The sequence below is a fragment of the Pseudomonas aeruginosa genome (assembly GCF_001457615.1).
Lineage (GTDB): Bacteria > Pseudomonadota > Gammaproteobacteria > Pseudomonadales > Pseudomonadaceae > Pseudomonas > Pseudomonas aeruginosa.
Window position 1 is genome coordinate 1,660,755 of record NZ_LN831024.1, and the last position, 22,687, is coordinate 1,683,441.

23 protein-coding genes and 1 pseudogene are annotated in these 22,687 nt (G+C 69.1%); 18 read left to right on the top strand and 6 right to left on the bottom strand.

Going from position 1 to position 22,687, the window contains the following annotated elements; genetic code table 11:
• Positions 1-157: 157 nt before the first annotated feature.
• The 3 genes and pseudogenes from pdhA to AT700_RS07685 all read left to right on the top strand — a co-directional run bounded on the left by pdhA (position 158) and on the right by AT700_RS07685 (position 3,258).
• Positions 158-1,134, top strand: a pseudogene (gene pdhA / locus AT700_RS07675) (pyruvate dehydrogenase (acetyl-transferring) E1 component subunit alpha).
• A complete protein-coding gene (locus AT700_RS07680) occupies positions 1,127-2,128 on the top strand; it encodes an alpha-ketoacid dehydrogenase subunit beta (protein ID WP_003106981.1) in 1,002 nt (333 codons plus the stop codon). Before pdhA ends, AT700_RS07680 begins: the two are co-directional and overlap by 8 nt.
• A 17-nt stretch (positions 2,129-2,145) precedes the next feature.
• Positions 2,146-3,258 carry a dihydrolipoamide acetyltransferase family protein gene (locus AT700_RS07685; protein ID WP_003138213.1) on the top strand — a complete coding sequence of 371 codons (1,113 nt, stop codon included), beginning with the start codon at positions 2,146-2,148 and terminating at the stop codon, positions 3,256-3,258.
• On the opposite strand, the gene AT700_RS07690 is transcribed toward AT700_RS07685, so the two are convergent.
• The 3 genes from AT700_RS07690 to AT700_RS07700 form a co-directional block, all read right to left on the bottom strand.
• Positions 3,259-3,657 carry a DUF2809 domain-containing protein gene (locus tag AT700_RS07690; RefSeq protein ID WP_023109770.1) on the bottom strand — a complete coding sequence of 133 codons (399 nt, stop codon included), beginning with the start codon at positions 3,655-3,657 and terminating at the stop codon, positions 3,259-3,261.
• Between the two features lie 93 nt (positions 3,658-3,750).
• The gene (locus tag AT700_RS07695) at positions 3,751-4,335 is read right to left on the bottom strand and encodes a hypothetical protein (RefSeq protein WP_003122204.1); all 585 of its coding nucleotides are present in this window, start codon (positions 4,333-4,335) and stop codon (positions 3,751-3,753) included.
• A gap of 35 nt (positions 4,336-4,370) precedes the next feature.
• The gene (locus AT700_RS07700; RefSeq protein ID WP_003091854.1) at positions 4,371-4,637 is read right to left on the bottom strand and encodes a YebG family protein; all 267 of its coding nucleotides are present in this window, start codon (positions 4,635-4,637) and stop codon (positions 4,371-4,373) included.
• Positions 4,638-4,846: 209 nt separating this feature from the next.
• Here AT700_RS07700 and AT700_RS07705 point away from each other — a divergent pair, with 209 nt between their 5' ends.
• From AT700_RS07705 to AT700_RS07745, 9 genes are all read left to right on the top strand, one after another.
• Positions 4,847-5,116 carry a DUF2790 domain-containing protein gene (locus AT700_RS07705; protein WP_003091850.1) on the top strand — a complete coding sequence of 90 codons (270 nt, stop codon included), beginning with the start codon at positions 4,847-4,849 and terminating at the stop codon, positions 5,114-5,116.
• Between the two features lie 119 nt (positions 5,117-5,235).
• Positions 5,236-5,454, top strand: a complete 219-nt coding sequence (locus AT700_RS07710) for a hypothetical protein (RefSeq protein WP_003107534.1) — start codon at positions 5,236-5,238, stop codon at positions 5,452-5,454.
• A gap of 76 nt (positions 5,455-5,530) precedes the next feature.
• On the top strand, positions 5,531-6,046 hold the full coding sequence (locus AT700_RS07715) for an RNA polymerase sigma factor (protein ID WP_003122205.1): 516 nt from the start codon (positions 5,531-5,533) through the stop codon (positions 6,044-6,046).
• Positions 6,047-6,110: 64 nt separating this feature from the next.
• Positions 6,111-7,097, top strand: a complete 987-nt coding sequence (locus AT700_RS07720) for a FecR family protein (RefSeq protein WP_023115134.1) — start codon at positions 6,111-6,113, stop codon at positions 7,095-7,097.
• A 209-nt stretch (positions 7,098-7,306) separates the two neighbouring features.
• Positions 7,307-9,982, top strand: coding sequence for a heme uptake receptor HasR (gene hasR / locus AT700_RS07725; RefSeq protein ID WP_003119598.1), 2,676 nt, complete (start codon positions 7,307-7,309; stop codon positions 9,980-9,982).
• Positions 9,983-10,067: 85 nt separating this feature from the next.
• Positions 10,068-10,685 carry a heme acquisition protein HasA gene (hasA, locus tag AT700_RS07730; RefSeq protein ID WP_003091842.1) on the top strand — a complete coding sequence of 206 codons (618 nt, stop codon included), beginning with the start codon at positions 10,068-10,070 and terminating at the stop codon, positions 10,683-10,685.
• Between the two features lie 216 nt (positions 10,686-10,901).
• Positions 10,902-12,692 (top strand): type I secretion system permease/ATPase, encoded by a 1,791-nt coding sequence (locus AT700_RS07735; protein ID WP_003453185.1) that lies wholly within the window; start codon positions 10,902-10,904, stop codon positions 12,690-12,692.
• Positions 12,689-14,020 carry an HlyD family type I secretion periplasmic adaptor subunit gene (locus AT700_RS07740; protein WP_048520857.1) on the top strand — a complete coding sequence of 444 codons (1,332 nt, stop codon included), beginning with the start codon at positions 12,689-12,691 and terminating at the stop codon, positions 14,018-14,020. Before AT700_RS07735 ends, AT700_RS07740 begins: the two co-directional genes overlap by 4 nt.
• On the top strand, positions 14,017-15,372 hold the full coding sequence (locus AT700_RS07745) for a TolC family outer membrane protein (RefSeq protein ID WP_003113107.1): 1,356 nt from the start codon (positions 14,017-14,019) through the stop codon (positions 15,370-15,372). The genes AT700_RS07740 and AT700_RS07745 overlap by 4 nt, the downstream gene beginning before the upstream one ends.
• On the opposite strand, the gene AT700_RS07750 is transcribed toward AT700_RS07745, so the two are convergent.
• Complete coding sequence (locus tag AT700_RS07750) at positions 15,365-15,652, bottom strand: DUF3509 domain-containing protein (protein WP_003091839.1); 288 nt, start codon at positions 15,650-15,652, stop codon at positions 15,365-15,367. The genes AT700_RS07745 and AT700_RS07750 overlap by 8 nt on opposite strands.
• Before the next feature lie 174 nt (positions 15,653-15,826).
• On the opposite strand from AT700_RS07750, the gene AT700_RS07755 reads away from it, so the two are divergent.
• From AT700_RS07755 to AT700_RS07775, 5 genes are all read left to right on the top strand, one after another.
• Positions 15,827-16,312: a phosphate-starvation-inducible protein PsiE gene (locus AT700_RS07755; RefSeq protein ID WP_003091838.1), complete on the top strand. Its 486-nt coding sequence runs from the start codon at positions 15,827-15,829 to the stop codon at positions 16,310-16,312.
• Between the two features lie 100 nt (positions 16,313-16,412).
• Positions 16,413-17,384: an HlyD family secretion protein gene (locus AT700_RS07760; RefSeq protein WP_003091837.1), complete on the top strand. Its 972-nt coding sequence runs from the start codon at positions 16,413-16,415 to the stop codon at positions 17,382-17,384.
• 3 nt (positions 17,385-17,387) lie between these two features.
• Positions 17,388-18,560 carry an ABC transporter permease gene (locus AT700_RS07765; RefSeq protein ID WP_003130238.1) on the top strand — a complete coding sequence of 391 codons (1,173 nt, stop codon included), beginning with the start codon at positions 17,388-17,390 and terminating at the stop codon, positions 18,558-18,560.
• Complete coding sequence (locus AT700_RS07770; RefSeq protein ID WP_003119608.1) at positions 18,557-19,690, top strand: ABC transporter permease; 1,134 nt, start codon at positions 18,557-18,559, stop codon at positions 19,688-19,690. The genes AT700_RS07765 and AT700_RS07770 overlap by 4 nt, the downstream gene beginning before the upstream one ends.
• A gap of 53 nt (positions 19,691-19,743) precedes the next feature.
• Complete coding sequence (locus tag AT700_RS07775; protein ID WP_003098676.1) at positions 19,744-20,085, top strand: YceK/YidQ family lipoprotein; 342 nt, start codon at positions 19,744-19,746, stop codon at positions 20,083-20,085.
• A 1-nt stretch (position 20,086) separates the two neighbouring features.
• Here AT700_RS07775 and AT700_RS07780 read toward each other — a convergent pair whose 3' ends face one another.
• Positions 20,087-21,013 carry a LysR family transcriptional regulator gene (locus AT700_RS07780; protein WP_003091833.1) on the bottom strand — a complete coding sequence of 309 codons (927 nt, stop codon included), beginning with the start codon at positions 21,011-21,013 and terminating at the stop codon, positions 20,087-20,089.
• A 273-nt stretch (positions 21,014-21,286) separates the two neighbouring features.
• Between AT700_RS07780 and fpr the strand changes: the two genes are divergently transcribed.
• Positions 21,287-22,063 carry a ferredoxin-NADP reductase gene (fpr, locus tag AT700_RS07785; RefSeq protein ID WP_003091832.1) on the top strand — a complete coding sequence of 259 codons (777 nt, stop codon included), beginning with the start codon at positions 21,287-21,289 and terminating at the stop codon, positions 22,061-22,063.
• An 82-nt stretch (positions 22,064-22,145) separates the two neighbouring features.
• Here fpr and AT700_RS07790 read toward each other — a convergent pair whose 3' ends face one another.
• The gene (locus AT700_RS07790) at positions 22,146-22,682 is read right to left on the bottom strand and encodes a nitrous oxide reductase accessory protein NosL (protein ID WP_003091829.1); all 537 of its coding nucleotides are present in this window, start codon (positions 22,680-22,682) and stop codon (positions 22,146-22,148) included.
• Positions 22,683-22,687: the final 5 nt, after the last annotated feature.

The following is a 22,687-nucleotide window of genomic DNA, read 5'->3' on the forward strand; positions in this document are numbered from 1 at the left end:
AGCGGCACGCCTACCCGGCGTGCGGAGGAGGTTTGCGATGGTTCACAACCGGATCGACCCGCCTTTCACCCGCTACCTCGACAGCGACGGTCGGCCCCTCGGCGAGTTGCCCGCCTGGGCCGGCGACAGCGATGCGCTGGTCGGCCTCTACCGGCAGATGCTCCTGACCCGCCTGTTCGACCAGAAGGCGGTGGCCCTCCAGCGTACCGGGCGGATCGGCACCTATGCGCCAACCCTCGGCCAGGAAGCCATCGGCGTGGCCATCGGCAGCCAGATGCGCGCCGAGGACGTGCTGGTGCCGTATTACCGCGATACCGCCGTGCAATTGATGCGCGGCGTGCGCATGGAGGACATCCTCCTCTACTGGGGCGGCGACGAGCGCGGCAGCGACTACGCCGAACCGCTGGCGGCGCAGGACTTTCCCATCTGCGTGCCGATCGCCACCCAGGCCCTGCATGCCTGCGGGGTCGCCTCGGCGTTCCGCATCCGCGGCGAGCACCGGGTGGCGGTGACCACCTGCGGCGACGGCGCCACCAGCAAGGGCGATTTCCTCGAGGCGCTGAACGTGGCGGGCGCCTGGCAGTTGCCGGTGCTCTTCGTGGTCAACAACAACCAGTGGGCGATCTCGGTGCCGCGGCGCATCCAGTGCGGCGCGCCGACCCTGGCGGAGAAGGCGGTGGGTGCCGGCTTCCCGGCGAACAGGTGGACGGCAACGACGTGCTGGCGGTCGCCGAACGCGTCCGCGCGGCCCTGGAGCGCGCGCGCCAGGGCAAGGGGCCGACCCTGCTGGAGTGCATCAGCTATCGCCTCTGCGACCACACCACGGCCGACGACGCCAGCCGCTACCGTTCCGCCGAGGAGGTCAACCAGGCCTGGCGCGAGGAGCCGATCAAGCGCCTGCGCGCCTTCCTCGCCGGCCGCGGCCAGTGGGACGAGGAGCGCGAGCAGGCGCTGGTGGGCGAGTGCCAGGCGCGGGTGCAGGAGGCGGTGGAGCGTTTCGAGACGTTCGCCGCGCAGGCGCCGCAGGCACTGTTCGAGCATGTCTACGCGCGCTGGCCGGCGGTCCTGGAGGAGCAGCGCGAGCAATTGCTGGAGCGCGCCGCGCGGCGGCAGGGAGGGGCCGAACATGAATGAGCGCAACGGCGAAGCGAAACGCCTGGCCCTTCTGGAGGCGGTCAACCTGGCGTTGCACCGGGCCATGGCCGAGGACGAGACGGTGGTGGTGCTGGGCGAAGACGTCGGGGTCAACGGCGGGGTGTTTCGCGCCACCCTCGGCCTGCGCGAGCGCTTCGGCTTCAAGCGGGTGCTGGATACGCCGCTGGCGGAGAACATGATCGCCGGACTGTCCATCGGCATGGCCGCCCAGGGCCTGAAGCCGGTGATGGAGATCCAGTTCATGGGCTTCATCTACGCCGCCATGGAGCAACTGGTGTCCCATGCCAGCCGCCTGCGCAATCGCACCCGCGGCCGCCTGGCCTGCCCGTTGGTGCTGCGCACGCCGATGGGCGCGGGGATCCGCGCGCCGGAGCACCACAGCGAGGCGACCGAGGCGATGTTCGCGCACATCCCCGGCGTCCGCGTGCTGGTGCCGTCGTCGCCGGCGCGGGCCTACGGCCTGCTCCTGGCGGCGATCGACGATCCCGATCCGGTGATCTTCCTCGAGCCGACCCGGCTCTACCGGATGAACCCGCAGCCGCTGGCGGACGACGCCCGGCGCCTGCCGCTGGACAGTTGCTTCACCCTTCGCGAAGGCGGCGACCTGACCCTGGTCAGCTGGGGCGCCAGCGTCCACGAGACCCAGCAGGCCGCCGAGCGCCTGGCGCAGCGCGGCATCGAGGCCGAAGTGATCGACGTCGCCTGCCTCAAGCCGCTCGACCTCGACACCCTCGAAGCCTCGGTGCGCAAGACCGGTCGCTGCGTGATCGTCCATGAGGCGCCGAAGAGTGGCGGCCTCGGCGGGGAAATCGCCGCGAGCCTCTACGAGCGTGTCCTGTTCGACCTGCGGGCGCCGATCCAGCGGGTCGCCGCGGCCGATATCCCGCCGCCGCTGTACCGCCTGGAAGCGCTGTACATGCCCGCCGTGGAGGACATCCTGGCGGCCTGCGACACCGTGCTCGGCTACGCCTGAGCCAAGGGGAGACGACCATGAAGCACTTCAAGCTGCCCGACCTGGGCGAGGGCCTGCAGGAAGCGGAAATCGTCGAATGGCACGTCAAGGCCGGCGACAGCGTGCGCGCCGACCAGCGCCTGGTCTCGGTGGAAACCGCCAAGGCGCTGGTGGACATCCCTGCGCCCTACGATGGGGTGGTGGGCAAGCTGTTCGGCGCCGAGGGCGACATCCTCCACGTCGGCGAACCGCTGGTGGGCTTCGAGGGCGAGGAGGCGGACGCCGGTACCGTGGTGGGGCGCCTGGAGGGCGGCGGTAGCGCCCTGGAGGACCGTTTCTTCATCGGCGCCGCACCGTCCACCCGCGAACACCTGGCACCGCGCGCGACCCCGGCGGTGCGCCAGTTCGCCCGCCAGCAGGGCGTCGAACTGGCCGGCCTGAGCGGCTCCGGCCCGGATGGCCTGATCACCCGCGCCGACGTCGAGGCCGCCGCCCAGGGCGCCCGCGAACGCTTCGGCGGCGAGCGCTTGCGCGGGGTACGGCGGAGCATGGCGCTGAACATGGCGCGCTCGCATGCCGAGGTGGTGCCGGTGACGATCTACGGCGACGCCGACCTGCATCGCTGGAAGACCGCACGCGACCCGTTGATCCGCCTGGCCCAGGCGCTGGCCGAGGCCTGTCGCGCCGAGCCGACCCTCAACGCCTGGTTCGATGGCGCCTCGTTGTCGCTGAAACTGCATGAGCGGCTCGACCTGGGAATCGCCGTGGACACCCCGGACGGCCTGTTCGTGCCGGTGCTGCGCGACGTCGGTGCGCGTTCGGCGGAGGACCTGCGCGCCGGTATGCGGCGCCTGCGCGAAGACGTCCAGGCACGCTCGATCCCGCCGGCGGAAATGCTCGGCGCGACCCTGACCCTATCCAACTTCGGCACCCTGTTCGGCCGCTACGCCAACCCCGTGGTGGTGCCGCCGCAGGTGGCCATCCTCGGCGCCGGCGGCATCCGCGACGAAGTAGTGGCCTGGCGCGGCGAGATGGCGATCCACCCGATCCTGCCGCTCTCGCTGAGCTTCGATCACCGCGCGGCCACCGGTGGCGAGGCGGCGCGTTTCCTCAAGGTACTGGTGAACGCCCTGGAGCAGCCCGACGGCTGATCAGCGCCGGCGCTCCAGCCACCATGCCAGCAGCGCGCCGAGGGCATAGGCGAGCAGGTCGAAGCCGTCGGCGGTGCTGCCGAGAACGATGCGCAGCACGGGGCTGGAGAATTGCCAATGCAGTTGCGCCGCCAGGTACTGGCCCAGTTCCAGCAGCGCGCCGACGGCAAAGGCGGCGGATGCCAGCCAGGCGGCCGGCGCCCTGAGCGCGCTGCCCATCAGGTAGTAGAGCCAGACCACCGCCAGCAGGTCGCCGCCGAAGCTGCGTATCCAGCCCCAATGCCGGCCCAGGGTGGCGAGCAGGACCAGCACGCCGAACAGCAGCAGTGCCAGCAGCAGGCTGCGCCGGTCCAGGCGCCAGCGTCGGGAGCGGACGGGGGAGGCGGGGAGAGCGGGCATGGGACCTTCCTGGTCGATGGGGGTGCCGGGCGTTGTACGGCAAGCGCCGGTTTCCGGCAAGCCGGGCGCGGGTCGGACAAGCGCCGCGCGGACTCAGCGGCGTCGCAGGCTGGCGAGCAGTTGTTCGACGAAGGCGTCGCTGCCGGAGCTGTCGAGGTAGTGCACTTGGGGACCGTCGAGCAGGTAGAGCGCGTGGTAGGGCTTGCCGGCCTGGCTGCCGCGCAGGCGATAGACCTCGGTGCCGGCTACGCGGTAGCGGCTGGCGCTGGCGCGCCGGTCGCACAGGCCGAGGGCCTGGCGCTGCGCCTGGAGACGCTCGCGCTCGGCGTCGGGCAGGCCGTCCAGCGGCAGGGCTCCGAACAGCAGGCGAACCTGTCGCGGGAGGTCGAGCCGTTCGCCCTCGTCCGCGCCCATCTCGTTGCCTTCGAGCAGGCGGTGGGCGAGGTAGTGACCCTCGGCGTAGCGGGCGATCAGCAGGTCGCCGCTGTGCAGCAGGGTGGCGGGGGCCCGTTGCAGGTCGAGTTGCAGCCTGCCGGCGCCGCCCAGGGCCAGGACCTGCGCGGCGCCGGCAGAGGCTGCCGGTGTCTCGGCGTCCGTGGCCCGGAACGGGCAGGCGAGGGCAGGGGCACCGGCGAGGCCGAGGAGGACGCACAGCAGGCCGGCAAGTTGTCGCGGCATGTTTCGGCTCCTTGCGCTTTGCTTGCAGCGGCGGCTCATTCGTCCGCGGCGTTTTCCTCGAACAGTTCGTTGAGGGCGTCCGGCTGGTTCTTGAAGGCGCGGGCGAAGGCGTCGCGGTTCTTCGCCATGAAGATGCCGAGTTCTTCCACCTGTTCCTCCTTCAGCGACGGCACCGCCTTCTGCAGCACCTCGGCCAGCGTTTCCGCCAGCTCCAGCATCTTGTCGTAACGATCGGCTTCAGCCTTGTCCATGAACAAACGCTCCTGATCCCGGCTGCTGCGGTACACCACTTCGACGGCCATTCATCACCTCTGTGCCTTCTGAGTCGCAAGGTTGCTTTGACTGGTTATCCATACAGTATATGGCGTCTTGCCGTCCGTGGATAGCGCCAGGATTGCCGGCGCATTGCCAGGGCGGTCGTCGTCTGACAGAAATGTCACGCCGGGCTCATGAGCCTGACAGTCTCCGCAGCGTAGTTTCAGGCTGAACGTTCTACCAAGGAGACATCCTCATGAGAGTGATCCCGTTGGCACTTGTCGCGCTGCTCGGCCTGGCGCCGCTGGCCCAGGCGCAGCAGCAGCCCTACGGACCCAACCCGGACTCGAAATCGCTCCGCCAGCACTACGTGGAAGGGCGCCTGGACATCGCCCGGGTGATCTACAAGACCGACCTGTGGAGCGCCTGTGGGATCGTCCCGGCGCGCCTGGTCTACGAGGACTCGCAGGGCGAGCGGCATACCGTCGAGTACAAGGCCTGGGGCAGCGGCTGCAGCGGCAATTGAGCGAACCCGGCGCGGCACGGGCCGCGCCGGGTTTTCCTCGGCTCCCGCGCTTCTGCTAAGGTTGCGCGCCTGCCGCCCGTTGCGCGGCGCATACCTTCCGCCCCGCAAGGATGCCCGGCATGCAAGACTTCGGTTTCGCCCTTCTGCTCATCGGCTACGTCTGGTCCGTGGCCAGCGGCGGTCGCCGTTCGATCCCCTGCGCATTGCTCTGCCTGCTGCTGTTTCCGCTGGCGCAACTGGCCTTCGCCATCAACGACGCGCCGATGCGCCCGCCGCTGGCGCTGGCGGCCCTTGGCGCGGGCCTGGCCTACCTCGGCGGCGGCTCGGTGTTCGGCTGAGCCCGGCATCTCACAAGAATACGATTGAAAATCATTATCATAAAAAATATGCTGCTGTCCTTCTGAAAGGACGTGGGTGGATGCGCCGTTGGCGGAGCAGGATCTCAAGGCACTGTTTCTCAGGCATGCCCGGCAGTTGCAGTCGTATCTGTTGCGCAAGACCCGCGATCCGCACCTGGCGGCGGACCTTGCGCAGGAGAGCTTCCTGCGCCTGACCGAGCAGCGGCACAAGGAGCCGATCGAGCATGTCGACGCCTATCTCTACCGCACCGCGCACAACCTCACCATCGACCATTACCGGCAGGAACGGCGGCGCCGCACCGAGACCCGGCCCAACGACGACCTCGCCGGGTTCGTCGCCGACCAGCCCGGCCCCGAGGAGTCCGCGGTGGATGCCGATGCGCTTGCCCGCCTGCGCGAGATAGTCGCCGAACTGCCGCCGCGCACCCGTGAGATCTTCCGTCTCAACCGTCTGGAAGGGCTGACCCATGCCGAGGTGGCGAGACGCCTGGAAATCTCCGATAGCTCGGTGCAGAAGCACCTGGCCCGCGCCCTGGCCCATGTGATGCAGGCACTCGAGGATTCCCGCTGAATGGATTACCGAGTCTTGCCGGTTCGCGCGTCTGAACCTCTATAACGACCAACGAGAGCCGCACGTGAACAGCCCCCAGGAACAACAGCAGATCCGCCAGCAGGCCGCCGAATGGGCGATCCGCCTGGACGGCGGCGACCTCGACCGGTCCCGGCGCGAAGCGCTGGACGGCTGGCTGGCGGCTGACCCCCGGCACCCGGCCGCGCTGGCGCTGGCGCAACGGACCTGGAAACAGCTGGGATCGCTGGCCGAACCGCGGACGATGGTTCAGACGCCGGTCGCCAGCGCGCCGCGCCGCGCCGGGGGGCGGCGCAAGGGGTGGCGCGGCTGGGCCGCGGCGGCGGCGGTGCTGCTGGCCCTGGGCAGCGCCTGGAGCGAACGCGACGCCGGCGTGAGCTGGCTGGCCGACCACGCCACCGGCAAGGGCGAGGTACGCATCCTGCGGCTGGTGGATGGCAGCGAGGTCGAGCTGGACGCACAGAGTGCCATCGATGTCGCCTACGACAGCCGCGAGCGACGGGTGCGCCTGCTCGAAGGCAGCGCGATCTTCCGCGCCGCCCCGCGTGCGGGGCGGGAGACACGGCCCTTCGTGGTGGAAAGCGCCGGCGGCAGCACTCGCGCGCTGGGTACTCGGTTCCTGGTCAGCCGCAACGAGGACGGCAGCGTCCAGGTCGGGGTGCTCGAACACCGCGTCGCGGTGGCCCTGGCGCATCCGCGCACGGGGACCGTCGGGCGCCGCGAGCTGGGCGAGGGCGAGAGCCTGCGCTACAGCGCGGAGGGCGGCGTCGAGGCGCCGCTGGGCGGTCGCCTCGACGACCTGACCAGTTGGCGGCGCGGCCTGCTGGTCTTCGACGAGCAGCCGCTGGGCGAGGTGGTGGCGCGCCTCAATCGCTACCGGCCGGGGCATTTGCTGGTGGCTCCCGGTGCGTTGGCGCAGCGGCGGGTCAGCGGGGTATTCCGGGTCGCCGACCTGGAGGCCTCGTTGCAGTCGATCAGCGATGAGCTGGGAGTGCGCAGCCTGAGCCTGGCGGGAGTGACGCTGCTGTACTGAGCGGCGCGATCGCTTCCGAGAGCCTCGACCACGGTCCGGGCAGTCGTCCCGTGCGCTTGTTCCGGCAGGGGCCGGGAAGCGCATTCTCGAGCCGCCGTTCCCGCCGGAGAAAAAATTTCTCGATTTCCGTTACTGACTTTCCCTGCCTCCATCGTTCTCTTAACGAGACTGATTCTTATTACACAAAACGATGGAGTGTAGGCGCTGTCATGAAACATCGTGGATGGAGTGCCGTGCGAGGCGGTCGCAAGGGGGCGCAACTGGCCCTGGGGCTGGGCCTGGTCCTGCTGGGAACGGCCGCGCTACCGCTGCATGCGCAAGACGGGGCGGACTCGGCGAGCCAGCAGCAGACCGCGTTGCGCCGGGTCCGGCTGGACATCCCGGCACAACCGCTGAACCGCGCCCTGCTGCGATTCGCCGAGCAGGCCGGGGTCCAGGTGTTCTTCGACAGCCAGCGTTTCGCCGGTCTCGGCAGCGCGGCGGTGCACGGCGAATACGTGCTGGCCGACGGCCTGAGCCAGATGCTCCAGGGCAGCCCGGTGGAATACCGCTTCTCCGGCAAGGACCAATTGAGCCTGATCCGCGTCAGCCAGGACGACCTGGTGCAGATGTCGCCCTCGGTGATCTCCGCCGCGCGTCCGGACGACTGGGTCTACCAGACGCCGCATTCGGTCAGCGTGATCGGCCGCGAGCAGATCGAGCGCAACCCGCCGCGGCATGCCGCCGACATGCTCGAGGAAACCCCCGGGGTGTACTCCTCGGTGAGCCAGCAGGACCCCGGCCTGTCGGTGAACATCCGTGGCATCCAGGACTACGGGCGGGTCAACATGTCGGTCGACGGCATGCGCCAGAACTACCAGCAGAGCGGCCACCAGCAGCGCAACGGGACGCTCTACGTCGATCCCGAGCTGCTCAGCGAGGTGGTCATCGACAAGGGCGCCAGCTCGGCCATGGGCGGCGCCGGGGTGATCGGCGGGATCGCCAACTTCCGCACCCTGGAGGCCCGCGACCTGGTCAGGCCGGGCAAGCAGGTCGGTGGCCGGGTGCGCCTCACCAGCGGCCTGGGCGGCGACGCCAATGGCACCCACTTCATCGGCAGCGCGGCCTTCGCCATCGGCACCGAGGTCTGGGACATGCTGGTCGCCGCCAGCGAGCGCCACCTGGGCGACTACGACCCGGGGACCAAGGGCAGCATTGGCGAGCTGCGCACCGGCGCCTGGTTCAATCCCGAGGCCGGGCAGCGGGTCAAGCATTCGCCGGTGGCCTACTCCGGCTACGTGATGCGCTCGCGACTGGCCAAGCTGGGCGTCGCCCTGCCGCAGGACCAGCGCCTGCAGTTCAGCTACCTGACCACCCAGGTGTCCTACGACGACGCCAACATGCTCAACACCGAGAACCAGGCGCTCTGGGAAAAGCTCGGCAGCAGCGACGTGCGTGCGCAGAACTTCGCCATCGACTACGGCTACGCGCCGGACAACCCGTTGGTGGACTTCAAGGCCAAGCTCTACTACGTCGACAACCGCAACCGCCAGCAGACCCTGCAACGCGGTATCACCCCCGGCTACTCGATCACCTACCAGACCGACACCTACGGCGCGCAGGCGCAGAACACCTCGACCTTCGCTCTCGACGATCTCTCCACGCTGCGCGCCAACTATGGCCTGGAGTTCTTCTACGACAAGGTGCGGCCGGACTCCAGCCAGCCGCGGGCGAGCACCTCGGCGGTCGGCTTCCCTGCGGCCGAAGGCATGACCCCCAAGGGCGACCGCGCCCTCGGTAGCCTGTTCGCCCGTCTCGACTACGACTACGACGACTGGCTCAACCTCAACGCCGGGCTGCGTTACGACCGCTACCGCCTGCGCGGCGACACCGGCTTCAACGCGCGCACCTTCATCCTTGGCACCACCCGGCAGACCGACATGCCGCTGCAATACGCCGTCGACCGCGAGGAGGGGCGCTTCTCGCCGACCTTCGGCCTGTCGGTCAAGCCCGGCGTCGACTGGTTGCAGTTGTTCGCCACCTACGGCAAGGGCTGGCGCCCGCCGGCGGTGACCGAGAGCCTGATCACCGGCCGCCCCCACGGCGGCGGCGCGGAAAACATGTACCCCAACCCGTTCCTCAGTCCGGAGCGCTCGAAGGCCTGGGAAGTCGGTTTCAACGTGCTGAAGGAGAACCTCTGGTTCAGCGACGACCGCCTGGGCCTGAAGGTCGCCTACTTCGACACCCGGGTCGACGACTTCATCTTCATGGGCATGGGCATGCAGCCGCCGGGCTACGGCATGGCCGGGATCGGCAACAGCGCCTACGTCAACAACCTCGACAGCACGCGCTTCCGTGGCGTCGAGTACCAGCTCGACTACGATGCCGGGCTGGCCTACGGGCAGCTCTCCTACACGCACATGATCGGCAGCAACGACTTCTGTTCGAAGACCGCCTGGCTCGGTGGCGTCACCCAGACGGTGAAGGGCAGCGGTCGCCGCCCGCCGGTGATCGACATGCGGCCGGACGAGCAGGCCAACGCCGCCACCCATTGCAGCGCGGTGCTCGGCTCCGCCGAACACATGCCGATGGACCGCGGCTCGCTGACCCTGGGCATGCGCTTCTTCGACCGCAGGCTGGACGTCGGCGCCCGTGCCCGCTACAGCGAAGGCTACTCGGTGGCTGGCGGCGCCACGGTGTCGCAGGCCGGCGTGTACCCGGCGGACTGGAAGGAATACACCGTCTACGACCTGTACGGCAGCTACCGGGTGAGCGATGAACTGACCCTGCGCCTGGCCATGGAGAACGTCACCGACCGCGCCTACCTGGTGCCGCTGGGCGACGTGCTGGCCTTCACCCTCGGTCGCGGGCGGACCCTGCAAGGCACCCTCGAATACCAGTTCTGACCCCCGTTTTGCCCAGTGAAGGGCAAAACCGGAGCGGGCATCCGTGCGCTCCGGCATTCACCACTCGTTGAATTGGAGTTTTGGCATGAGCATTTCGATTTCCTACAGCACCACCTACAGCGGCTGGACCGTAGCGGATTACCTGGCGGACTGGTCGGCCTACTTCGGCGACGTCAACCATCGTCCGGGCCAGGTGGTGGACGGCAGCAATACCGGCGGCTTCAACCCCGGTCCGTTCGACGGCAGCCAGTACGCGCTGAAGAGCACCGCCAGCGACGCGGCCTTCATCGCCGGCGGCGACCTCCACTACACCCTGTTCAGCAACCCCAGCCACACCCTGTGGGGCAAGCTGGACAGCATCGCCCTCGGCGACACCCTGACCGGCGGCGCCTCCAGCGGTGGCTACGCCCTGGACAGCCAGGAGGTGAGCTTCAGCAACCTGGGCCTGGATTCGCCGATCGCCCAGGGCCGCGACGGCACCGTGCACAAGGTGGTCTACGGCCTGATGAGCGGCGACAGCAGCGCCCTGCAGGGGCAGATCGACGCGTTGCTGAAAGCGGTCGACCCGAGCCTGTCGATCAACTCCACCTTCGACCAGTTGGCCGCGGCCGGCGTCGCCCATGCCACCCCGGCTGCGGCAGCGGCGGAAATCGGCGTGGTCGGCGTGCAGGAACTGCCGCACGACCTGGCCCTGGCGGCCTGAGCAACTGTCCACGATAGCGTTCGTGGACTGCTTGCGCTAAAGGCCGGAGAGGAGTTGGCGCTCCTCTCCGGCGCACGAACCGCCGTCGCTGCGCCTCGCACCCGTGGCGACGGCGGCCCCGGATTGTTCCTCCGCCGGCCGTGCCCGGCAAGTGGAGACTGCCGCAATGTCCTCCGGGCCCGCTCGCGGCCCGGACACCCACAGGACCCGACTCCGATGAAGCTCCGGCCGGCCTCGCCGCGCAATGAAATCCTCGCCACCCTCGGCCGCTTCCGCCCGGCGCTGCGCAGCGTCGCGCTGTTCACCGCGGTGATCAACCTGCTGATGCTGGCGCCGTCGCTGTACATGCTGCAGGTCTACGACCGGGTGCTCGGCTCCGGCAACCACATGACCCTGCTGATGCTGACCCTCATGGTGCTCGGCCTCTACCTGCTGCTCGGCGCCCTGGAGTGGGTGCGCAGCCTGGTGGTGATCCGCCTCGGCGGCCAGCTCGACATGCAACTCAACCAGCGCATCTACGACGCCTCGTTCCGCGCCAGCCTGGAGCGCGGCGAGCAGGCCGTCGGGCAGGCGCTGAACGACCTGACCAGCCTGCGCCAGTTCCTCACCGGCAACGCCCTGTTCGCCTTCTTCGACGCGCCCTGGTTCCCGCTCTACCTGCTGGTGATCTTCCTCTTCAGTCCCTGGCTCGGCCTGCTCGCCCTGGTTGGGGCGCTGCTGCTGGTGCTGCTTGCCTGGGTCAACGAAAGCCGCTCGCGCGAACCGCTGGCCGAGGCCGGGCAACTGTCGATCCTCGCCACCCAGCAGGCCTCGGCCAACCTGCGCCAGGCGGAAACCCTGGCGGCAATGGGCATGTTGCCGGCCATGCGCGCGCGCTGGTTCGCCCAGCACCAGGCCTTCCTTGCCCGGCAGAACCTCGGCAGCGAGCGCAGCGCGGCGATCGGCGCGACCTCCAAGGGCGTGCGCCTGGCCCTGCAGTCGCTGGTGCTCGGCCTCGGCGCCTGGCTGGCGGTGGAAGGCCTGATCACCCCGGGGATGATGATCGCCGGCTCGATCCTGATGGGCCGCGTGCTCAGCCCCATCGACCAGTTGATCGCGGTCTGGCGCCAGTGGAGCGGCGCGCGGCAGGCCTACCAGCGACTGGCGCGGCTGCTCGAGGAGAATCCGCCGGCCGCCCTGGGCATGCCGCTACCGGCGCCGCGCGGCGCGTTGCGCGTCGAGCGGCTCTGCGCGGCCGCGCCGGGACGCGAGCAGGCATTGTTGCAGGACCTCGGTTTCGCCCTGGAACCTGGCGAAGCGCTCGGCGTGATCGGGCCGTCCGGTTCCGGCAAGTCGACCCTGGCGCGCTTGCTGGTGGGCGCCTGGCAGCCGCTGTCCGGCGCGGTGCGCCTGGACGGCGCCGACCTGCGGCAGTGGAGCGCGGCGGCACTGGGGCCGCACATCGGCTACCTGGCCCAGGACGTGCAACTGTTCGCCGGCAGCATCGCCGAGAACATCGCGCGCTTCGCCGAGGTGGATGCCGAGAAGGTGGTGGCGGCGGCGCGCCTGGCCGGCGTGCACGACCTGGTGCTGCGCCTGCCGCAGGGCTACGACACGCGCCTTGGCGACGGCGGCGCCGGACTCTCCGGCGGCCAGCGCCAGCGCATCGGCCTGGCCCGCGCGCTGTACGGGCGACCGGCGCTGATCGTGCTCGACGAACCCAATGCCAGCCTCGACGAGGCGGGTGAGGCGGCCCTGGCCGAGGCCATCGCGGCGATGCGCCGGCACGGCAGCAGCCTGGTGCTGGTCACCCACAAGCCGGCGGTGCTGGCGCTGACCGACAAGCTGTTGTTGCTGCATGGCGGGCGCCTGCAGCGTTTCGGCGCGACCGCCGAGGTGCTTGCCAGCGCCTCGCCGCCGGCCGCTGCGGCCCCGGCGCCGACACGGCCGACGCCGGCGTTCGGTTTCGGCTACCGGCCGGGACCGGGGATGCCGGTCGGCGGTGTGCCGGGAGGAGCGGCGCGATGAGCGGGCAGGCGCGGTTGCGCGAAGTCGGCGCCGGCGGCGCGGCGCTGGAACTGGACGAGAAGCGTTTTTCCCGGCTCGGCTGGGGGCTGGTGCTGCTCGGCTTCGTCGGCTTTCTCCTGTGGGCCGGGTTGGCCCCGCTGGACAAGGGTGTCGGGGTCTCCGGCACGGTGATGGTGGCCGGTAGCCGCAAGGCCGTGCAGCACCCTACCGGTGGCCTGGTCAGGCACATCCGCGTGCACGAAGGCGAGCGGGTGGAGGCAGGACAGGTGTTGCTGGAGATGGACGCTACCCAGGCCCGGGCCCAGGCCGATGGCCTGTTCGCCCAGTACCTGGCGGCGCTGGCGAGTCTGGCGCGGCTGAGCGCCGAGCGCGATGAAAAGGCGCGGATCGAGTTTCCCGCCGAGCTGCTGGCGCTGGACGACCCGCGCCTGCCGACCCTGCTGGAACAGCAGCGGCAGTTGCACGACAGCCGTCGGCGGGCGCTGCGCCTGGAACTCGATGGTCTCGCCGAGACGGTCGCCGGCAGCCAGGCGCAACTGGACGGCCTGCAAGCCGCGCTGCGCAGCAAGGAGCAGCAGCGCGCCGCCCTCGAGGAACAGTTGCGCGGCCTGCGCCAACTGGCCAGCGAGGGCTACGTGCCGCGCAACCGCCTGCTCGACAGCGAGCGCCTGCTGGCCCAGGTCAACGGCGAGATCGCCGGCGACCTCGGCAGCCTCGGCAGTACCCGCCGGCAGATCCTCGAACTGCGCCTGCGCATGGCCCAGCGGCGGGAGAAGTTCCAGGAAGAGGTGCGCGCCAGCCTGGCCGACGCCCAGGTGCGCGCCGAGGAGTTGCGCAATCGCCTGGCCAGCGCGCGCTTCGACCTGGCCAACAGCGAGGTACGGGCGCCGGTCGCCGGCCAGGTGGTCGGCCAGGAAGTGTTCACCGAGGGCGGCGTGATCGCGCCCGGCCAGCAACTGATGGAAATCCTCCCGGAGCGCCAGCCGCTGCTGGTGGACGCTCGGCTGCCGGTGGAGATGGTCGACAAGGTCCGCGTCGGCCTGCCGGTGGAGCTGATGTTCAGCGCCTTCAACCAGAGCACTACGCCGCGGGTGGAGGGCGAAGTGACCCTGGTCTCGGCCGACCGCCTGCTGGACGAGCGCAGCGAGGCGCCGTACTACCGGGTGCGCATCCGCGTAGGCGAGGAGGGCGTACGTCGCCTGGCCGGCCTGGAGATCCGCCCGGGGATGCCGGTGGAGGCCTTCGTTCGCAGCGGCGAGCGCTCGCTGTTGAACTACCTGTTCAAGCCGCTGGCCGACCGTACCCACCTGGCGCTGGGGGAAGAATGAATCGCCTGCGAGCCTGCCTGCTGTCCTCCGCGCTGCTTTCGGCCTCTTCGGCCCAGGCGCTGGGCCTGCTGGACGCCTACCAACTGGCGGTGCGCCACGACCCGACCTTCCAGGCGGCGCTCCACGAGCGCCGCGCCGGCAGCGAAAACCGCGCCATCGGCCGTGCCGGCCTGCTGCCGAGCCTGCGCTACGACTACAACAAGGCGCGCAACGACTCCACCGTCAGCCAGGGCGACGCCCGCGTCGAGCGCGACTATCGCAGCTACGCCTCGACCCTCAGCCTGGAGCAGCCGCTGTTCGACTACGAGGCCTACGCGCGCTACCGCCAGGGCGAGGCCCAGGCGCTGTTCGCCGACGAACAGTTCCGCGGGCGCAGCCAGGAACTGGCGGTGCGCCTGTTCGCCGCCTACAGCGAAACCCTGTTCGCCCGCGAGCAGGTGGTCCTGGCCGAAGCCCAGCGGCGCGCCCTGGAAACCCAGCTGGCGTTCAACCAGCGTGCCTTCGAGGAAGGCGAGGGCACCCGCACCGACCTGCTGGAGACCCGCGCCCGGCTGAGCCTGACCCGCGCCGAGGAGATCGCCGCCAGCGATCGCGCGGCGGCGGCGCGGCGTACGCTGGAGGCGATGCTCGGGCAGGCACTGGAGGATCGCGAACTGGCCGCGCCCATCGAGCGCTTCCCGGCGCTGCGCCTGCAACCGGCGACCTTCGAAGGCTGGCGCCAGGTGGCCCTGCAACGCAGCGCCGAGCTGGGCGCCCAGCGCCATGCGCTGGAGGCGGCAGCCTACGAGGTGGAGCGCAATCGTGCCGGCCACTTGCCCAGGCTCAGCCTCTACGCCAGCAGCAGCAAGACGCACTCGGCTTCGGAAAGCACCTACGAGCAGAAATACGACACCGACAGTGTCGGCCTGCGTCTCAGCCTGCCGCTGTTCGAGGGCGGGCGGGTGTCGGCAGCGACCCGCCAGGCCGGCGACAAGTACGCCCAGGCCCAGGCCGAGCTGGATGCCCAGGTGGCCAGTGTGATCAATGACCTGCACAGCCAGTTCGACCTGACCGCCAGCAGCCTGGCCAAGGTGCGTGCCTACGAGATGGCGGTGGCGGCGGCGCGCGAACAGGTGACAGCGACGCGGCGCAGCGTCGCCGGCGGGGAGCGGGTCAATCGCGACGTGCTGGACGCCGAACAGCAGTTCTACGGCGCCCGCCGCGACCTGGCGGAAGCGCGCTACGCCTACCTCAACGCCTGGCTGCGCCTGCGCCAGCTGGCGGGGGTGCTGGAAGACCGCGACCTGGCGGTGCTGGCTGCCTATTTCGGCGCCGGCGAAGGACGCGCGCAGGTCACCGCTGCCATCAGATAGCTATCGGCCAGCGTGCCTTGCCTTGGGTCATCGCCTGCAACAGTTGCGGCGCGCTGGTGCCGTTTTCGATGGCGATGCCGAAGCGGATGCTCTCGATCATCCGCTGCAACTGTTCCAGGTCATGCAGTTGCGCCGGTCGGATCAGGCGCTTGGCGGCGACCCCGCGTTCGTTGGAGAGGGTGAGGACGATGCTGCCGTCCGGCCGCTCCAGGCTGAGGTTGACCCGGTACTCGGCCTGGAAGGCCTCGGTGAGGAGCTGGAAAGGGCTGCTGTCGGTCATGGTGGACCACCTGAATGCTGTCGTGCTGGTTGGGACTGGGTACCGCCCGGAAAGTTCTTTGTCACCGCCGGGCTGTACCCTGCGCCGACGTGCGGACGTCTATCTGCGCACGTGCCTTGGCCTGGGCCTTGCACGCTTCGGGCCAGGTGGCCGTCGTCTTTGTCGGGAGAGGCTATGAAACAGAATTGGGCCGAGCGCCTGCGCGCAAGCATGCACCACCAGGCGGAGAGCCTCGGCAACCTGCTGGTGGAGGCCTTCCACTACCTGGCCCTGTTCGCCATCGGCGCCACGGTGTTCTGGGCGGCGGGCGCGGCTTTCCTGGGGATGGTGAACAAGGGGCATGCGTCGATCGACGACATCCTCCTGCTGTTCATCTACCTCGAGTTGGGCGCGATGGTCGGTATCTACTTCAAGACCAACCACATGCCGGTGCGCTTCCTGATCTACGTGGCGATGACCGCGCTGACCCGCCTGATGATCGCCGACATCCAGCACAACCATACGCCGGACGATGGCATCATCCTGGTCTCGGTGGCGTTGCTGCTGCTGGCGCTGGCGATCCTGGTGGTGCGCTTCGCCTCGGCGCGCTTCCCTTCGGCGAAGTCCGACGGCGCCGCCGCGCGGCGGGTGGCGAGCGAGGACGCCGAAGGGGAAGCCTGATTCGTCGCCGCGCCGGAGCCGGTCTCCGGCGCGCTTCCGGCCAGCGCAACGGCCTGGCAATGTACTACCATCGCCCGGTCGTGTTCAGGAAGCCTGCCCCATGAAGGGATGGAAACTCTTTACCCCGCTGCTGATCCTCGCGATCGTCGCCATCACCCTCTACCTGCGCCTGCACAATCCGCCCCTGCTGTTGCAGGGCGAGGCGGACGCCACCAACGTCATCGTTTCCTCCAAGGCCAAGGGCCGGGTCCAGGTGCTGCACGTGCGGCGCGGCGACGAGGTGAAGCAGGGCGACCTGCTGATCAGCCTCGACAGCCCCGAGCTGGAAGCCCAGCTCGATGCCCTGCACGCGGCGCGCAACCAGGCCCAGGCGCAGCTCGATGAGTCGCTCCACGGTACTCGCGAGGAGAGCATCCGCGCGCTCAAGGCCAGCCTGGCACAGGCCGAGGCCGAGTTGCGCAACGCCGAGTCGGATTTCCAGCGCAACCAGCAGATGGTCGAGCGCGGCTTCCTCTCGCGGACCCAGTTCGACCTCTCGCGGCGTGAGCGCGATGTCGCCCGCGACCGCGTCGCCGAGGCGCGGGCCAATCTCGACGAAGGCCTCAAGGGCGACCGCGAGGAGCGCCGCCAGGCGTTGCAGGCCGCGGTGCGCCGGGCCGACGCGCAGATCGCCGAGCTACAGGCGCAGATCGACGACCTGCAGGTGCGCGCGCCGGTCAACGGCGAGGTCGGGCCGATCCCCGCCGAACAGGGCGAACTGATCAACGCCTACAGTCCGCTGCTGACGCTGGTGCGGCTGGACGACAGCTACTTCGTCTTCAACCTGCGCGAGGACATCCTGGCCAAGGTGCGCAAGGGCGACCGCATCGTCATGCAGGTGCCCGGCCTGGGCGGCGCCGAGGTCGAGACCGAGCTGCGCTACATCGCCCCGCTGGGCGATTTCTCGACCAGGCGCGCGACCCGCGCCACCGGCGATTTCGACCTGAAGACCTTCGAGACCCGCTTCTACCCGTTGCAGCCGACACCCGGCCTGCGCCCGGGCATGAGCGCGCTGTGGCGCTGGACGAACTGAGCGATGGCGTGGGCCGCGCTGAAGCGCAACGCCAGCCGTTTCGTCCAGGCGTTCAACACCGAGACGCGGATCGCCTGCCGCAGCTGGACCATCCACTGGCTCGGCTGGTGCTGGCCGCTGCTGCTGTTCGGCGTGATCAGCGGCGTCTACCAGGCCGGTACCCTGCTGGACATGCCGCTGGCGGTGGTCGACAAGGACCATAGCCAGCTGTCGCGCAAGCTGATCCGCGACCTCGACGCGACCTCCCACGCCCAGGTGATCACCGTTCCCGCCGGCGTCCAGGAGGGGCTCGACGCGATCCGTCGGGCCGATGCCTACGCCTTGCTCTACATCCCGCCGGACTTCGAGGCCGACGTGCTCGGCGGGCGCGCGCCGAAGGCCGAGCTGTACTACAACGCGCTGCTGTATTCGGCCGGCTACGCCGCCACCCAGGACTTCTCGGCGCTGGTCGCCAGCCTCAACGGCGAATTGCGTCCGCGCCTGGCCGCCGGGATGCCGGCGGCGCTGCCGCACCTGGCGAGCATCAGCGTGTCCTACGACAGCCTGTTCAATGCCAGCGGCAACTACATCTATTACCAGCAGTTCGCCGCCATCGTGCACCTGCTACAGCTGTTCGTGATCGTCACCATGGTCCATGTGCTGGCCCGCGAGGCGCCGGAACTGCGCGCCTCCTCGCCGCACATCCTGCGGGCCAAGGCCCTCGGCGTACGCCTGGTGGGCAAACTGGCGCCCTACACGCTGCTGTTCACCGCGCTGCTGATGCTGGAAATCTTCCTGCTGGTGGCGTTCTCCGGCGCGCGCATCAACGGCAGCCCGCTGGCGATGCTGATGATCACGCTGTTCTACGTGATCGCCGCGCAGAGCGTCGGGCTGGTGCTGTTCGTCTTCACCGCCAACCGCTTCACCGCCTATTCGCTGGTGGGCATGCTGATCGGCGTCGCCCAGACCTACTCGGGAGTGCTGATCCCGGAACTGGCGATGCCGACCCTGGCGCGGGTGATCGCCGAGGCCGAGCCGCTGACCCACACCCTGCACGGCCTGTTCGACCAGTTCCTGCGCCAGGCGCCGCCCAGTTCGGCGCTCTACACCTGCGCCAAGCTGGCGCTGTACCCGCTGATCGCCTACATGATCGCCAAGATGCGCCTGCGCAGCCGCCTGGACCTGAGCCCGATATGAAGAACTACCTGCAGATCCTCCGGGAAACCCTGAAGGCCATGCTGTCCAAGCCGATGTGGCTGATGGTCGTGGCCTCGGTGTGCATCACCTCGCTGCCGTACATGAACCACACCGCCCTCGACCTGCCGGTGGCGGTGGTCGACGAGGATCACAGCGACGTGTCGCGCGAGCTGGTCCGGCTGCTCGATTCGGCGCCGAAGGTCGCCGTGGTCGGCTACGACAGCCTGCCGCAGGCCAAGCGCGACCTGGCCTGGCGCGAGCTGTACGCGATCATCGTGATCCCGCTGAACTTCGAGAAGCGCCTGCTGCGCGGCGAGGCGCTGGTGATCCCGTACTTCGGCGATGCCACCAACCGCATGGCCAACGGCCAGATCCAGCAGGACATCTCGGCGGTCTACAGCGCGCTGACCAACCGTTACAACGCCGCTCTGCTGGAACGCGAAGGCTTCACCGCGACCCAGGCGCAGGTGGTGCTGAGCCCGCTGGTAGGGCAATTGACCGACCTGTTCAACCCCGGCATCAGCTTCGCCGCGATCGTCCTTCCGGGGCTGCTGTCGCTGATCCTGCAACACAGCCTGCTGCTCGGCTGCACCCGCGGCAACATCATGCTGCGCGGCGGCACCCCGCGCTACATGCGCCAGCCGCTGTCGACCCGCTTCGGCCGCTACAGCGCGCAACTGCTGATCTGGTCCGTGCTGGCGATGCTCTTCTACGTGATCTGGCCGCACCTGCTGGGCTATCGCCAGTCGGCCTCGTTCTTCATGCTGCTGGGGATCGTCCTGCCGTTCCTAATCGCGGTGATCGCCCTCAGCGAGTTCATCGCCGAGCTGCTGCCCACCGAGGAATCGGTGTACCTGACCATGACCTTCATCACCCTGCCGCTGTTCTACATGGCCGGCTACAGCTGGCCGGAACAGGCCATGCCGGACTGGGTACGCTGGCTGGCCGACGCGATCCCCTCGACCTGGGCGATCCGCGCCATCGCCGAGATGAACCAGATGGACCTGCCGCTGCGCGAAGTCAGCGACCATGCCCTGGTGCTGCTGGGCATGGCCGCCACCTATGCGTTGCTGGGTACGCTGCTGTACCAGTACCGCAACTGGCGCTGGGACAACGTCAAGGGTTGGTGAAGCGGCGCAAGGCCGGCCATACTCGGCTGGCGTTCGCACAGGGAGATGAAGGAATGTTTCGTTCGGGGCTTTCTTTGCTGGTGCTTCTGGGGCTCGCCACGCTCGGCGGGTGCGGTTCCGTCAACACGCTGGTGCGCGACGACGCCAGCGCCGCCCACGACTTGCGCCTGAAGGCGACCGCCTGCACCAGCCTGCCGCGGGTGTACAGCGGGGTCAGCTACACCTTCTGCCGGCTCAACGTGAAGACCGGGTCGCCGGTGGCGCCGGCGCAAGCCGACGGCATCCTCGAGGTGCTGGCCCTCGACTTCGCGCTGTCCGGGGTGATCGACACCCTCGCGCTGCCCTATACCTCGTACCGCCAGTACCGCGACGGCAACCTGTCCCTGGCCAACTGAGTCAGGGAATCAGCGGCAGCACGATCTCGTCGCTGCGGCTGATCCCGGCGGTCTCGCTGCGGCACAGGTCGAGGAACTCGCGCATGGTCGCAGTCTGGTACTTCTGCTTGTGCCAGATGAAGTAGAACTGCCGGCGCAGGTCCAGGCCGGGCGTTTCCACCGGCACCAGGCTGCCGCGGCGGAAAGCGTCGCGCAGGGCCAGGCGGGAAATGCAGCCGATGCCCAGGCCGGACTCCACGGCACGCTTGATCGCCTCGGTGTGCTCCAGCTCCAGGCGGATGTTCAGCGGCCGCGGGTGATGACGCATGGCCTGGTCGAAGGTCAGGCGGGTGCCGGAGCCCTGCTCGCGGAGGATCCAGGCCTCCCGCGTCAGCCGTTCCAGGTCGGCGCCGCCCCGCCGCGCCAGCGGATGCTGGGGGGCGCAGAACACCACCAGTTCGTCCTCCATCCAGGGTTGCACCTCGATGTCCGGATGCCGGCAGTCGCCCTCGATCAGGCCCAGGTCCAGCTCGTAGTGGGCGACCTGCTGCACCACCTGGGCGGTGTTGTGCACGTGCAGGCGCACCCGGCAGTCCGGCTGGCGCTGCATGAAGGCGCCGATCAGCAGCGTGGCCAGGTAGTTGCCGATGGTCAGGGTGGCGCCGAGGTCGAGGGAGCCGAAGGCGGTCTTGCCGTTGAGCAGGTTCTCGATTTCCTCGCCGCGGTCGAGCAGCGCCACCGCCTGCGGCAGCAGTTGGCGGCCGAGGGCATTGAGGGTCAGGCGCTTGCCGGCGCGGTCGAACAGCTTGCAGTCGAACTGCCGCTCCAGCTCGCCGAGCGAGGTGCTGGTCGCCGACTGCGACAGCGACAGCCCCTCGGCGGCGCGGGAGACGCTCTCCTGCTGGGCCACGGCGACGAACACCTCGAGCTGGCGGAGGGTGAATTTCATCCAGGCTTCCTCGTCTAGAGCGAAAGGCCCCGCGACATTTTGCCGTTCCGTCGGCGGGGTTGGCTCGGTTATCCTTGCGCCCCGTCCGCGGGAGCGATGGGAGCCCTCGGCGGCCGGCGGCCGACCGATATCGTGTTATCCCATATCCATATTCTGGATAAGCATTATCCAGACAATTCATTTTGCGGATATTTTGGCAACCGATAAAATGCCGCGCAACTGCGTCACGTCTGCTGCTGTTGGTGTGCGCCCGCGTTTTCCTAGGAGTCTTTGATGAGCAATCTGTACACCGAGCGCGTTCTCAGCGTGCACCACTGGAACGACACCCTGTTCAGCTTCAAGACCACCCGCAACCCGGGTCTGCGCTTCAAGACCGGCCAGTTCGTGATGATCGGCCTGGAAGTCGACGGTCGTCCGCTGATGCGCGCCTACAGCATTGCCAGCCCGAACTACGAAGAGCACCTGGAGTTCTTCAGCATCAAGGTCCCGGACGGCCCGCTGACCTCGCGCCTGCAGCACCTGAAGGAAGGCGACGAGCTGATGGTCAGCCGCAAGCCGACCGGCACCCTGGTGCACGACGACCTGCTGCCCGGCAAGCACCTCTACCTGCTCAGCACCGGCACCGGCATGGCGCCCTTCCTCAGCGTGATCCAGGACCCGGAAACCTACGAGCGCTACGAGAAGGTGATCCTGGTCCACGGCGTGCGCTGGGTCAGCGAACTGGCCTACGCCGACTTCATCACCAAGGTCCTACCGGAACACGAGTACTTCGGCGACCAGGTGAAAGAGAAGCTGATCTACTACCCGCTGGTGACCCGCGAGCCGTTCCGCAACCAGGGCCGCCAGACCGACCTGATGCGCAGCGGCAAGCTGTTCGAGGACATCGGCCTGCCGCCGATGAATCCGCAGGACGACCGTGCGATGATCTGCGGCAGCCCGAGCATGCTGGAAGAGACCAGCGCCGTGCTCGACAGCTTCGGCCTGAAGATCTCGCCGCGCATGGGCGAGCCGGGCGACTACCTGATCGAGCGCGCCTTCGTCGAGAAGTAGGCCTCCGCCGCGCCTCGTCGCGCCAGGCGAAGAAAGCCCCTGCCGTATCCGCGGCAGGGGCTTTCTGCTTTCCGGCCCCCGCTCAGTGCGCCGGGTGCCGGTGCGGGTGGTCGCCGCCCACGCCTTGCAGCACCGCCTGGTCGATCTCGTCGAAGCGCAGTACCCGGCCGCCTTCCTCGGCCGCCAGGCGCGTCGCGGCCTCTTCGTCGGCGAACGAGGCGAGGGTGGCGCCCATGCCGCCCGGCCGCTGGATGCCGACCACGTAGTAGGCGCGGGTGGCGTCGATCAGGCGGGCATCGTCGGGGTGCCGCCAGTCGGCCTGGCTCATGTCGTGGACATACAGGCGCGCCTGGCCCTGGCGGTTTTCCGGTTGCAGCCACCAGCCGAACAGTTCGGCGGTGGAGCAGAACTTGCGCACCGCGCCGGGAAGCACCGCCTCGCCCTTGGGACCGGGCATTTCCTCGATGAGCATGCCGCAGACGTGGCATTCGTCGCCGCTGGCGATCGGCACCGGGCCGAGTGCCGTGGCGTCGTCCCGCGACGCATCGCAGCCGGCCAGCAGCAGGCCGAGCAGGAGCGTGCCGAGCAGAGGGCGCAGGGGGAGGGTATGACGTTGCATGGCGG